Below are 11,871 nucleotides of genomic sequence, written 5' to 3' on the forward strand. Positions count from 1 at the left end.
CCCCTATGTGGGTTCGCGCCGTCGCCAGGAACGTCCCTCCGGTCGGGCTACGCCCTCCCTCCGTGACGCCCCTGGCGACGCTCCCTTCCAGATTGACGCTGTTCCCAGGCTGATTGCCGCGCCGCAGGCGGTGGTCCTCGGGTGCCTGGTTGTCTTCATGGGTGATTGATTTCGCCGTTTTCGCCGCCGGTCAAGAGCGGGGGCGCTTTTTGCTTTCGCATGCTGTCGCCCTGAAGGGTGATCCGATGGGCATTGTGAACGATCCTGTCGAGAATGGCGTCGGCGGCGGGCTGAAAGGCTGGATGTTGCGAATGATGTTGGCGGTCGCTGGAGATTTGAAGCCGAGCATCGGTCGCAAGCGGCGCTTGATGCGCCGATGGTCCTGCTCGATATGATTGTTCAAATATAGACTTTTCCGGATTGCGATCGGCCTCAAGCAGCGAATTGCCTGTTGTCGAGGCCGACGCCGGGGTAACCGAAGCGGATGGTCAACTCCTCGGCTGGTGCTGAGCCAAGCGAGGCGATGAGTACGGCTAGCGCTACGGCGATACGAAGGTTCATGATCTTCCGCCCTGTTGAGAGCGTTCAGGCTGCCCTCGCCGGTGGCTTGGCTGCCTTGACATGGGTTACGCTGCGGCGGCCATCGACACTGACTGGAACGTCACCGTCAACGGTCGCACGGCGCACGACCCGGTGCTGGTCACCAAAATCGTTGACCGCATAATGCTGGGTGGCACGATTGTCCCAAATGGCAACGTCGCCAGCTTGCCACCGCCACCTAACGGTGTTCTCCGGGGCGGTGACATAAGATTGGAATACCTCGTAGAGTTTCGCGGAATCGCTTTTCGATAGGCCCACAAGGCGCTGGACGAAATTGCCGAGTAGCAGCGACTGTTCTCCGGTTTCCGGATGGACGCGCACGACCGGATGCTCGGTCTCGTAGATCGTCGACGTGAAGACTTCCTCGAAGTGCTTCTTCTCTTCGGCCGTGGCGCGGGGGCGAACGGCCGCATAGTCGTAGACGTTGCTGTGAATGGCCCAAAGATTGTCAGCCAATAGCTTGAGTGGCGCCGGCAGGCTTTCGTATGCCGCGTGCGTGTTGGACCAGATCGTATCGCCTCCAGCTGCCGGGATGACGACGCCGCGAAGAACCGAGAACTTCGGATAGGCATCGGTTCGAGCCGATCGCCATCCTCTCAGCGCTGGCTGCCGCGACATCCAGCATCGGCCTGCCGCCAAGGTATCCGAGCGATACGATGCCGAAGCAGGGAAAGCAAGCACCGGTTGCGACTCGTTAGCTGATACAATCGATTAATAGATAGGCTAAAAGTGGCGTCTGGATAGAAAGGGCGAGGAGCAGGGCCACGGGGTCTGCTAATGATGATCTGGGAGACCTGACCTTCGCCGCACGGCCTTTGCATGTAGACCTTGGTGTCGCGCGCGATGAACAGCTCATAACGCAGCTTACCGGGCGTCATCGGTTTCCTTCCGTGCCTGCGCAACGGCCACAACACGGTCGTCCGACGGAGCAATTACCGCTGTCAGCCATCGACGCATCTCCTCGTATAGGATCAATCGTGCCCGCGTCGATCCTATGTCCCAGTAAAGTCATCTCCTCACCCTCGCGACCCGCGCCTTATGAGACCTTTAGGGGACCATGAGGAATTGTGTGGCAGCTATGCCGCCGCCCGATTGCCCGAGTTTCGGTGATTATCGTTTGCCATGCCCGGATACCACCTTTCGAAGGTCGCCCGCAAAGAGCCGTCGAGGGTCTGCGTTCGGGTTTGCAACAGGAGATGCGCGCCTGTCCGGCTCCATCGCATCTGCTGTTCTTGGCGAAACGCTTGCTGACGACGGCGTTGACGGTCGCCTCGACGAAGGCGGAGGATATCCGCTCTCCGGACCGGTAGCGTTCGCCGTAGTTGATCAGGCTGGCGTGGTTTGATCCGATATAGGACCGGAACTCTCCGATCGCCGTCAGGAGCTTTCTCATGTTGGGATAGTCGGTTTGCGTGGCATCGGCATCGTCGAGCAACCAATCGATCTCCTCGCGAACCCGGTGCGTGTTGCCGTGCCACAGATACCATTTGATCCGGCATAGCATGTCCAGCATGCCGTTGCCGGCTTCCTCGTCATGGTGGCGAAGGCCCTGGGCGAACTGGCGAAGCACAGTGATGCGCATCGTGATGTGGAACCAATCCAGCACATGCTCGCTGGCAGGGAGCGCCCGACGATCAGCTCGAAGTTCTTCTTTCGGTTGTCACGATCCCGGATGTATCCGCCGTCAAGGCCGATGACGATGCGCCCGTCCGGAATCGGCAGGTCCATCCAGTCTTGAGGACACGCATCCTGCATGAAGGAAACCCGTTCCTCCGTCAGTTCGCGTTCGAGCCGGGTGGCCGTTCTCAGCGCATGCTGCCGCACCGTTGTGGCGTTGGTCCCACGGTCGATCGGCAACACGTCGGCCAGCAGCTCGGCAGCGGCCGCATAGGGCACGAGCGAAGCCCAGCGTGTTTCGAGATACAGCCGTTCGGGCGCCATGTGATCGGGGATCGGTTGCCGCAGCGGAGAAACCGTCGCCAACTACGCTCTGGCTGCGAACGTCGCCTACACCATCGTTCCGGGCTTCACGATCACGACCGAAGTCGACTGGGACCATTTCGGTCACTTCGACAATGGCCCTCCGTTCGGCAACTTCACCAAGGCCGACAAGAAGGATAGCGTTGGCGGCATCGTTCGTTTCCAGCGCAACTTCTGATCGAACCCCTGCCGGTCAGAACGGAAAGGCCCGCGACGTCGTCGCGGGCCTTTTTTTTACCGAGAGCTGCCGTACCGACGCGAATGTGCCCTCCCGTAAGAAGCAACGCTCAGCCGGCTGGGAACGGGGCGAAGTGACCCGAGCCACGAAGCCTCGCGAGCAGGATGATGGCCGTTCCGCGGTGGTCACCCCTCGCCTGCTCACTTAGCGGCGACGCATCCCAGGCAGCCAATTCTGCCACCAAACGGGCTGTGTCTCCGTTGATCGAGGCGCATCTAAGCTGTCCGCTCTTCTCCATTACGATTATCGCTGTGCCGGTTTCGCCATATCCAATCCCAGCCATCCGCTGAACGCAGATATCGCCGTCGACACGTACGTCGAATAGAACCGATCCTGCGGTTTTCTCCGCAGCGTCAGCCACACGATCACCGAACGGTTGATGTAGGCCCTCGCGATTGCCGAGCGACTGCTCAAACAACGCCAATTCAACATGCTCCGCCACCATGGTAGCCAGGGTGCGCGCCGGCTGGCGTAATCCGCAATAGGCCAGGCCTAATTATCCACATCCCAGCCGCCGTCCCGCAGCCGCTGCGACCTCGCAGCTGCGCTCCTGGCCGGCGCCACCTTCGCCTGTCCGCCTCACGCCAAGCGCCTTGTCATCGCTAAAGTAGCCAAGTTAAATTTAGAGCGTTTCGGCTTGCCGGAAATTAGGGTCTCCGAGGATAGACCAGCATGGCTTTTGGGGTGCTGCAGGGAAGACTAATGCGTGGACGTAGATTGATTAGAGCGTTGCGCCAGGACGACGCTCGACAGGTGCGCGCGCGCATTGCCGAACTGGAGCTCGACCTCATGACGACCGCACCTTTGGGACGCCATCGACGTTTCGAAGCCGGACATGAACTTCGCAGGGCGAAGCTTCGCCTGGAGAAGCTCGAGGAATGCATGGGCAAACTATCGGAGAGCTCTGGACGATAGCGGAAGCTTCACCGCTCTTCGTCCGAGCCGCCGTCCGCGCATTTGGTCCATCAACTGGCAAAGAATTGCCGATTCTATGGGCACTTTTGCGGCAAGGATTTGAAAAGCTCCTTGGATCCCGTAGTCAGCAGCCACACTCCTCGATCGAGATGGCTGCGAACCGCGTCGCGGGCGCGAACTGGCTCGTCCCACGGGTCGATTCCCAATATCTCCGCCATCTCTTCTATGCTGGCTTCGTCGAACCACGCCTCCAGGAGCTTCAAATAGATGGGCTGATGCTCTCGATCGTTGGTCCGACCAAGGGGCACGGGTAGAAACAGCAGAAGCGTTATTAGGCATTTTCGATCTATACTCCGTGATATCTGGCTTTCTATAATCCGGACCCCGCCTTTGATCCCTATAGACTATAGTCAATCGAGGCAACACTACATTCTTTGGTCACGCACTAACCGGGGGGGTTGGTTTGGCATGCATACGCTTTGCCGCCAAACGAAAGTTCGCTTTTTCCGCTGCGTCATACAGAAATTCCAAATATCCGACTTGATTGGACAAAATCCAAATGGCATAGGTTGGGCGCATATCGTCTCTTTGACGGATATGAGAATATGGTGATTGAAGGAGCACGTCGATGCCCGGGGAACCAAACAATAATATGATTGAACTTACTGCCGATATCGTTGCCGCCTATGTCCAAAAGAACGCTGTTCCAGTGTCCGGATTGCCGGATTTGATCGCGAGCGTGAATTCGGCATTGTCGAATATTAGCCCGCCATCTCCCATAGTAGAACCCCCGCCCAAGCCGGCAGTTAACCCCAAAAGGTCGGTGTTTCCAGACTACATCATCAGCCTCGAGGACGGTAAGAAATACAAGTCGCTTAAACGCCATCTTGCAACCAGTCATGGGCTGACGCCTGATGAATACAGGGCGAAATGGGGATTGGCGAAGGACTATCCAATGGTGGCGCCGAGTTATTCGGCGACCCGTTCGGCTTTGGCAAAGTCGCTAGGCTTGGGAAGGAAGCCAGCTCTAGCCAAGAAACCTGCGACGAAACGTAAGGCCAGGGCCTGAGGTTTGGCCGGCAGCCTTACTATCCGGTGATGATGTTCAAGATCATGGTTCTGCAGGAGCTCTACGGCCTGTCTGACGACCACGCCGAGTTCCAGATCCAGGACCGACAATCCTTCATGCTCTTCCTCGGGCTGGGTCTCGGAGAAAGGGTGCCGGACGCCAAGACGATCTGGCTGTTCCGGGAGCATCTCACACAGGCCGGCGCGGTGGACAACCTGTTCGCCCGTTTCGACAAGCACCTCGGCAAGGCCGGCTACCTGGCGATGGGCGGGCAGATCGTCGATCCCACCATCGTGGCGGCCCGGAGAGCGCCCGGGAAATTCGAGGCCGGCGCCGGTCCGATCTGAAACCGTTCTCGGCAAAGGCGAGGTCGGCACGCGCCATGACGGCACGTCATGACCCGTAACCCATTCGATCACTGGCACGTCCGCGCGAAGCCGATCTGGAGCGGCCGAGCCGGCACGTCGCACCAGATTGGTGCAGTGCACATACCACTGTCACACATCAGCCCCAATGTGCTGTCGCGGGCGGGAAACCATCTTCAAGCGGAGGTCCAAGAAATGTCCAAACCCACTGACAAGTCCAGCGCAACCGAAGCCACCGAATTTGCAGCCTTCGATCCCGGCAAGGCTACCGATCAACTTCGCGCCGTCGCAGACAAGGGCATGGAGCAAACGAACGAGGTGCTTCAAAAATTCAAATCAGGCGCTGAAGAGACCCAGAAGGCGCTCGAGTCGAGCGCCGAAACCGCGAAGTCGGCCGGCAACGAGTTGTCGCTGAAGATGATCGCGGCATTGCGCGCGAACGCCGAAGCTGACTTCTCGCACCTTGAGGCTCTGGCCCGGGTGAAGTCGCTGTCCGAAGTTTTTGAGTTGCACAGGATCTTTCTGCGCAAGCGCCTCGAAATGGGTGTCGAGCACGTCAAGGACATCCAGGCGCTCACCGCCAGGGCGGCGGCCGACGTTTCCAAGCCGGTCAAGGACGCCTTCGCGAAGGCGCTGAAGGGCCTCGAGGCCGCCTAGTTTTCTAGACTGAAAAATTCACGGCGGGTTGGCGGATGTGGTGCAAACCGTTGAAATGACGTAGGATTTGGTTGTCGAAGCCGATCCGAATCATTTCCGGAGACCACGCCCGCCATGAACGATCCTACGCTGCCGTTGAGCGGTTTGTCATCTGTCGGCGGCAAGTCCGTCATCGCCCGTTTCGACGGCGGCATGCTGTCGTCCAACAGTGGCGTTCTGGCTCTGGCGGAGGTGGAGAAGCGGCTGCGGGTGGCGGACCGTCTGGCGCGCTGCATGGATGATCCGCGCTGCCCGGACCAGATCGCCCACAGCCTGGCCGACATGATCGGCTTCCGCATGAAGATGATCGCCGCCGGCTACGAGGATGGCAATGACGCCAACCGGCTGCGCTCCGATCCGGTCTTCAAGATGGCTCAGGATGCACTGCCTTCGGGGCGGGATCTGGCGTCGCAATCGAGGATGTGCCGGCTGGAGAACCTGCCCGGCGTGCGCGAGCTGGTCGCCATGGGCCGGGCGATGGTCGACCTTTACTGTGCCTCGTTGCGGCAGGTGCCGAAGCGGATCGTGCTCGACATCGACGACACCTTTGACGCCGTGCATGGCGGCCAGCAATTGCGCCTGTTCAATGCCCACTACGACGAATACGGCTTCCAGCCGGTCGTGGTGTTCGATGGCGATGGCCGCTTCGTCGGTGCGGTGCTGCGGCCGGCCAGGCGGCCGAGCGGGGCAGAAATCCGCCCCCACCTGCGCCGCCTGGTGCGGGCGATCCGCAGCAACTGGCCGAACACCTCGATCCTGATCCGCGCCGACGGCCATTATTGTAGTCCGCAGGTCATCGACTGGTGCCGCGCCAATGATGTCGACTTCATCTTCGGTCTGGCGCCCACCACCACATTGCGCAAGCATGTCGCGGACCTGGAAGCCCGCACAATGGCGCGTTTTGAAGCGTCGGCGAAGACGGGCAAGGTCCGGCGCTTCAAGGAGTTTTTGGATGGCGCCGCCAGCTGGAGCCGCGTCGAGCGCATCATCGCCCGGGTCGAGGTCGGCGCCCAAGGTGCCGACACCCGCTTCATCGTCACCAACCTTGCCGGTGGCAAGGCCAAGGCGCTCTACGAGGATCTCTACTGCCGGCGCGGAGCGGCCGAGAACCACATCAAGTCGTGGAAGACGCATCTCGCCGCCGACCGCACCTCCTGCACAAGAGCGACGGCCAACCAGTTCCGGCTATTCCTGCATGCCGGTGCTTACTGGTTGATGTGGGGCTTGCGGGCCGCGATGCCGAAACGGTCCAGCTTTGCAGTCGCCCAATTCGACACGCTGCGTTTGCGCCTCATCAAAATCGCCGCGCGGGTGGTCGAGATGAAGACGCAAATCCGCCTGCACCTGCCGACCTCCTGCCCGCACCAGCGCATCCTGCGCATCGTCCTCGATCGCATTCCGCGGCTCGCGACATAACGACGGGGCGCCAACGCCCCGAAACAAACCCGCCGACCGCAACCTGCAAACCCCCGCCTTCCATCACGACGGATCACCGCCGGCGCCTGATAAGGCTTGTGAAAAAGCACCGCTACAGCGACCACACTACCGCCTCAGGCCGCCGAAATCTCATCGCCGTGCATCAAGCGGGCTAGATGATCCAATCAATGTGGGAGCGCTCCTCGATTTCGGGGGCCGGAGCCGGCTTGATGGTGGTCGATCGCTGCCTGAAGGTCACTTCCATGCATCGCGCGGACTTGCCGAAGCGGCGCCCGCCTCTATCGGCAACGTCCAGAGCCGGAACTCGACGGTGCGATGGGCTCATCTGCCGGCCGGACACCGAAACAGTCGCGACGGTCATCAAGCGCCCGAGGTCCACTCGTGGCCGGATCGGGTGGCAAGGCCGCGGCCTCGTCGACCGTGACCCACGTCGACGACCTGGTCAGCACACCAGCTCTTGTCGAGCCGGCGCCGGGCCGTCCCAGTGCGTAGACCAGGGACAAGGTAGGTCTTGTCTGCCTTCAGAGAGTCCGAACCCTGTTTCTTCTTCGGCCAAGTGGTCAAAGGCCTTGCGATTTGGCGATCTTGCTGCGTTATCTCCAGGCGCATTGTAAACCGGCCTGGCTTTTGGCGAGGCCATTCTGCAGTTGTTATGAAGGAATAAGATAGATGGCGACTGGAACCGTGAAGTGGTTCAACAGCACCAAGGGCTTCGGCTTCATCCAGCCCGATGGCGGCGGTCAGGACGTGTTCGTCCACATTTCCGCTGTCGAGCGTGCCGGTCTTTCGACCCTCGCCGATGGTCAGAAGATCAATTATGAAATCGAGCAGGACCGGCGCACCGGCAAGTCGTCGGCCGGCAACCTCAGCAAAGCAGGCTGACTCCCCAGTGTTCCGGCGCAAGCCGGAAGCACGCAGTAGGTCGCGGACGGGACTGACAGCCGCTCAAACAAGCGCGCGCCGAACACGATTCGACCCGAAGGCGCAGTGGACTGCTAAAATCCCTTCAGGAATTCCAGTTGGAAAAGACTGCTTGCAAGAAAGGCGGCGAGAGCCCCGCCTTTTCGTGGGTTGAGTTTGGGCATCTCCCGTGGCCGTCAGGACGAGCGCGGGCGATCAATCAGGCTGTGGCGTTCTTGCGGGTCCGCTTTTCAGGCGCGGGCGCTTCCGGCTCCTTGGGTTTACGGCCGAGGCCCATGCTCTTGGCCAATGCCGAGCGGGTGGCGGCGTAGTTTGCTGCGACCATCGGATAGTCGGCGGGCAAGCCCCATTTGACACGGTATTCGTCCGGCGTCAGACCGTAATGGGTCGACAGATGCCGCTTCAGCGACTTGAACTTCTTCCCGTCATCCAGGCAGATAATGTAGTCCGGCGTGACCGATTTCCTGACGGGCACTGCTGGATTGAGAACTTCCGGCTTGTCCGGTGCGGAGCCGGCCGCCGCTCCCTTCAGTGCTGCATGCACCTGGCCGATCAGGGCTGGAAGTTCGCTCACTGGAACCGGATTGTTGGAGACATAGGCAGAGACAACGTCGGCGGTGAGCTCGATCAGGGCATCGGTGTTGTTGTCGGCTTCTTCTGTCATGGAGCGCTCCTTATGGCATGATCGACAGTCGGCGAAGTATTCCGCTTTTAGTGAGGCCCGGGCGCGAACGCAACGAAAGCCTCGGCGAGATTCATGCGTAACGCACTCGCCCCGGGAGGTCGTGGCCTCCGGCGGTAGCACTTGTTCATCCGTCCGCTTCCACTCGCCCTTGGACGCGACCACCTACATTCGCCGCGGATTCGCGGTTCATTCTTCCAGAAAGAAGTATTCGTTCGGCCACAGCGGCAAAAGCTTGCCCCTTAAGTTAAATGCCTTGATCCTGCCATTCCTCCGTGGACACGTGCGCTGGGAGAAACCTCTACGCGACCTGTACACGGAAGGAAGGCTCGGCCAATGAGCAGTGTGGCGCGCGCAGATGCGTATCCAGTTTCGTCGGCGACGTTTGCGCCGCTCGAAAACCCGACCTTTCGTTCGATCTGGCTTGCCACACAGGTTTCCAGCTTCGGATGGCTGATGCAGTCCGTGGCCATCAGCTGGCTGATGGCCACAATCTCGACTTCCGATCTGATGGTCGCGCTGGTGCAGGCTTCATCGACGCTGCCGGCGTTTATCTTATCGGTCTTCGCCGGCGCCATCGCCGACAATTTCAGCCGTCGCAGGGTCATGTTCGCAGGTCGGTGCCTGATGGCGGTGGCATCTGCCGTGCTGACTGGTTTTGTCGCGCTCGGCCTTGTAAATCCATGGACCATACTCGGCTTCAGCTTTTTGATTGGATGCGGCGCCGCTTTCAATGATCCCGCCTGGCAGGCGTCGGTTGGCGACATCGTCGACAGGCGCGACGTTCCAGCTGCCGTCACGCTCATCTCGGTCGGCTTCAATACTGTGCGAAGCGTAGGCCCGGCGCTCGGCGGCATTGTCGTCGCCTCCTTTGGTCCTCTGACGGCCTTCGCTCTCACCACGCTCAGCTATCTGTCGCCACTTTGCGCCATATGGCGCTGCAAGTGGAATGTTCGCTCTTCACCGCTGCCGCGCGAGTCGATGGCAACGGCGATCCATGACGGGGTGCGCTTCACGGCGATGTCGTCGGAAATCAAGGCGGCGACCGCGCGCGGAACCCTGTTTGGCTTGACGAGCATTTCGATCCTCGCGCTACTGCCTCTGGTCGCGCGCGATCAGCTGGGCGGGGGACCGATCGTCTACGGCATCCTGATGGCCGGCTTCGGAGCCGGCGCTTTTCTGGCCGGCATCTGCAACAGCTGCTTCAGGCGGATGATGTCCCAGGAACGTCTTATAACGCTCGCGAGCATTGCCTGCGCGGCGTGTTGTCTTTCCCTTGCACTCACTCCTTCGCTGGCGGTGGCGGCCATTGCGCTGGCACTCGGCGGCGCCGGCTGGGTCATCACCTGGACCGGGCTTGGCGTGAGCGTCCAGTTGGCCAGCCCAAGGTGGGTCGTTGGTCGCACTCTCTCGATCTATTATGCCTTGACGTACGGAGGCATCGCGGCCGGCAGTTGGCTTTGGGGTACGGTGGCCGAGGATTATTCCCGGACCCTGGCCCTGGAGGGCTCCGCTGGAGCTCTCTTGCTGGTCGCCGCCACCGGGTTCCTGTTGCCCATCCGGCAATGGAAAGAGCAAGAACAGGATCCTTCGGTATTCAAAGCGCCGGAGGTCGCCGTCGACTTGACGTCGAGAAGCGGCCCGATCGTCGTCAAGATCGAGTATTCAATACCTGAGAGAAATGTCGAGGCTTTCCTCGACCAGATGCGAGAACGGCGCCGGGTACAAAGCCGCGTCGGCGCTCGGCATTGGACCCTGCAGCGCGATCTTCAGGATCCATCGCTTTGGACAGAAACATTCCGCACGCCGACCTGGATGGACTATCTGCGCCTCAACCAGCGCTGGCTGCGGCGGACAAGGACTTGGACCAGCGGCTCCTCGAATTGCACGCCGGCGAACTTCCACCGCGCACCAACATTTCGATTGAGCGGCCGACGGGGCCTACCCGCAGGCGGGATCATTCGACGCCATTTTTCTCCAGGCGTTGATCTCATTCCGGGCTACGACCGTCTCTTACGACACGCGAGGCGCGGGAATACGCCAACGCTGTCTGCTGTACTATTTGGCCCCGCGCCACCGACTGGGTCCGGCTGAAGGTCCCGCCGGCGGGCTTGCAGCAAACCCTTGTAGAAGAGGGTAAGATAAACTAAGTTCATCGGACTAAGGTCAAATGGTGAACGACATGCAGACGGTTAACATCCACGAGGCGAAAACCCATCTCTCTCGTCTGGTCGACAAGGCGGCCAAAGGCGAGCCTTTTATCATTGCCAAATCCGGCAGGCCCCTTGTCAAGGTTGTCCCGATCGATCAGCCTGACGCTGGCGCGATACGGCGGATCGGGTTTATGGCCGGTGCATTCTCGGTTCCCGAAGACTTCGACCGCATGGGCAGCGAGGAAATCGAAAAGCTGTTCGACGGTGACGCATGAAGCTGTTGCTGGACACACATCTTCTGTTGTGGGCGGCAGGTGAACCGGATCGGCTCCCGCTGGAGGCGATAGCCGAGATTGAGAACCCAGACAACGAGCTGCTGTTCAGTGCTGCCAGCCTTTGGGAAGTCGCCATCAAACGAGGTCTCGGCCGTTCGGATTTTACCGTCGATCCGCGCCTGCTGCGGCGAGGATTGTTCGACAATGGCTATCATGAACTGCCGATCACCAGCGAGCATGCAGTCGCGGTCGATGGACTTCCGCCGATCCATAAAGATCCGTTCGATCGTATCCTGATCGCTCAGTCCATCATGGAAGGCATCACGCTGATCACGGTCGACGATCTCGTGGCGCGCTATCCGGGCCCGGTTCGGCGTCTCTGAAAGGCTACGCCGCAAGCCGACTCACCAATCACATGGGGTAATCGCGGGAGCCGCGTCCACGTGCCGCTTTGTAGCCCTTGCGCATAGGCGGCGGTTGTTCCCCGATATGATGAAAACGGGCTCCCGAGTCGGACCCGGGCCCAGCAGCAATCGGAGA

9 protein-coding genes and 7 pseudogenes are annotated in these 11,871 nt (G+C 60.4%); 9 read left to right on the top strand and 7 right to left on the bottom strand.

All coding sequences use genetic code 11. From position 1 onward, the window contains the following. Positions 1 to 155: 155 nt before the first annotated feature. The 5 genes and pseudogenes from D3227_RS38615 to D3227_RS38630 all read right to left on the bottom strand — a co-directional run. A pseudogene (locus D3227_RS38615) lies at positions 156 to 284 on the bottom strand (ATP-binding protein); the annotation flags it as partial. Between the two features lie 29 nt (positions 285 to 313). Next, a pseudogene (locus D3227_RS38620) lies at positions 314 to 427 on the bottom strand (DDE-type integrase/transposase/recombinase); the annotation flags it as partial. 5 nt (positions 428 to 432) lie between these two features. Next, positions 433 to 561, bottom strand: a complete 129-nt coding sequence (locus D3227_RS43985; RefSeq protein WP_281035055.1) for a hypothetical protein — start codon at positions 559 to 561, stop codon at positions 433 to 435. Between the two features lie 24 nt (positions 562 to 585). After that, positions 586 to 1,173: pseudogene (locus tag D3227_RS38625) on the bottom strand (TauD/TfdA dioxygenase family protein); the annotation flags it as partial. 503 nt (positions 1,174 to 1,676) lie between these two features. Further along, positions 1,677 to 2,577: pseudogene (locus D3227_RS38630) on the bottom strand (ISKra4 family transposase); the annotation flags it as partial. A gap of 1 nt (position 2,578) precedes the next feature. On the opposite strand from D3227_RS38630, the pseudogene D3227_RS38635 reads away from it, so the two are divergent. Then, positions 2,579 to 2,758: pseudogene (locus tag D3227_RS38635) on the top strand (porin); the annotation flags it as partial. A gap of 109 nt (positions 2,759 to 2,867) precedes the next feature. Here D3227_RS38635 and D3227_RS38640 read toward each other — a convergent pair. After that, positions 2,868 to 3,263, bottom strand: a complete 396-nt coding sequence (locus tag D3227_RS38640) for a hypothetical protein (protein ID WP_095204512.1) — start codon at positions 3,261 to 3,263, stop codon at positions 2,868 to 2,870. Between the two features lie 1,098 nt (positions 3,264 to 4,361). Here D3227_RS38640 and D3227_RS38655 point away from each other — a divergent pair. The 5 genes and pseudogenes from D3227_RS38655 to D3227_RS38675 all read left to right on the top strand — a co-directional run bounded on the left by D3227_RS38655 (position 4,362) and on the right by D3227_RS38675 (position 8,182). After that, the gene (locus D3227_RS38655) at positions 4,362 to 4,802 is read left to right on the top strand and encodes a Ros/MucR family transcriptional regulator (protein WP_120019257.1); all 441 of its coding nucleotides are present in this window, start codon (positions 4,362 to 4,364) and stop codon (positions 4,800 to 4,802) included. A gap of 5 nt (positions 4,803 to 4,807) precedes the next feature. Next, positions 4,808 to 5,104, top strand: a pseudogene (locus D3227_RS38660) (transposase); the annotation flags it as partial. A gap of 258 nt (positions 5,105 to 5,362) precedes the next feature. Continuing rightward, positions 5,363 to 5,824: a phasin gene (locus D3227_RS38665; RefSeq protein WP_120019258.1), complete on the top strand. Its 462-nt coding sequence runs from the start codon at positions 5,363 to 5,365 to the stop codon at positions 5,822 to 5,824. A 114-nt stretch (positions 5,825 to 5,938) separates the two neighbouring features. Continuing rightward, positions 5,939 to 7,279 carry an IS1380 family transposase gene (locus tag D3227_RS38670; protein WP_120019259.1) on the top strand — a complete coding sequence of 447 codons (1,341 nt, stop codon included), beginning with the start codon at positions 5,939 to 5,941 and terminating at the stop codon, positions 7,277 to 7,279. A 690-nt stretch (positions 7,280 to 7,969) separates the two neighbouring features. Then, positions 7,970 to 8,182 (top strand): cold-shock protein, encoded by a 213-nt coding sequence (locus D3227_RS38675; protein ID WP_120019260.1) that lies wholly within the window; start codon positions 7,970 to 7,972, stop codon positions 8,180 to 8,182. 238 nt (positions 8,183 to 8,420) lie between these two features. Here the strand turns inward: D3227_RS38675 and D3227_RS38680 are convergent, their stop codons facing one another. Next, complete coding sequence (locus D3227_RS38680; RefSeq protein WP_120019261.1) at positions 8,421 to 8,885, bottom strand: Ros/MucR family transcriptional regulator; 465 nt, start codon at positions 8,883 to 8,885, stop codon at positions 8,421 to 8,423. A 354-nt stretch (positions 8,886 to 9,239) separates the two neighbouring features. Between D3227_RS38680 and D3227_RS38685 the strand changes: the two are divergent. The 3 genes and pseudogenes from D3227_RS38685 (at position 9,240) to D3227_RS38695 (ending at position 11,714) form a co-directional block, all read left to right on the top strand. Beyond that, positions 9,240 to 10,891: pseudogene (locus D3227_RS38685) on the top strand (MFS transporter). A 194-nt stretch (positions 10,892 to 11,085) separates the two neighbouring features. Beyond that, complete coding sequence (locus D3227_RS38690) at positions 11,086 to 11,331, top strand: type II toxin-antitoxin system Phd/YefM family antitoxin (RefSeq protein ID WP_095204540.1); 246 nt, start codon at positions 11,086 to 11,088, stop codon at positions 11,329 to 11,331. After that, positions 11,328 to 11,714, top strand: a complete 387-nt coding sequence (locus D3227_RS38695; RefSeq protein WP_120019262.1) for a type II toxin-antitoxin system VapC family toxin — start codon at positions 11,328 to 11,330, stop codon at positions 11,712 to 11,714. The genes D3227_RS38690 and D3227_RS38695 overlap by 4 nt, the downstream gene beginning before the upstream one ends. Positions 11,715 to 11,871: the final 157 nt, after the last annotated feature.

The sequence above is a fragment of the Mesorhizobium waimense genome (genome assembly GCF_003601975.1).
Lineage (GTDB): Bacteria > Pseudomonadota > Alphaproteobacteria > Rhizobiales > Rhizobiaceae > Mesorhizobium > Mesorhizobium waimense.

Bases quoted from the DNA above. Each gene is read 5' to 3' on its own strand.
- D3227_RS43985 (WP_281035055.1), bottom strand. From the start codon at position 561: ATGAACCTTCGTATCGCCGTAGCGCTAGCCGTACTCATCGCCTCGCTT.
- D3227_RS38640 (WP_095204512.1), bottom strand. From the start codon at position 3,263: ATGGTGGCGGAGCATGTTGAATTGGCGTTGTTTGAGCAGTCGCTCGGC.
- D3227_RS38655 (WP_120019257.1), top strand. From the start codon at position 4,362: ATGCCCGGGGAACCAAACAATAATATGATTGAACTTACTGCCGATATC.
- D3227_RS38665 (WP_120019258.1), top strand. From the start codon at position 5,363: ATGTCCAAACCCACTGACAAGTCCAGCGCAACCGAAGCCACCGAATTT.
- D3227_RS38670 (WP_120019259.1), top strand. From the start codon at position 5,939: ATGAACGATCCTACGCTGCCGTTGAGCGGTTTGTCATCTGTCGGCGGC.
- D3227_RS38675 (WP_120019260.1), top strand. From the start codon at position 7,970: ATGGCGACTGGAACCGTGAAGTGGTTCAACAGCACCAAGGGCTTCGGC.
- D3227_RS38680 (WP_120019261.1), bottom strand. From the start codon at position 8,885: ATGACAGAAGAAGCCGACAACAACACCGATGCCCTGATCGAGCTCACC.
- D3227_RS38690 (WP_095204540.1), top strand. From the start codon at position 11,086: ATGCAGACGGTTAACATCCACGAGGCGAAAACCCATCTCTCTCGTCTG.
- D3227_RS38695 (WP_120019262.1), top strand. From the start codon at position 11,328: ATGAAGCTGTTGCTGGACACACATCTTCTGTTGTGGGCGGCAGGTGAA.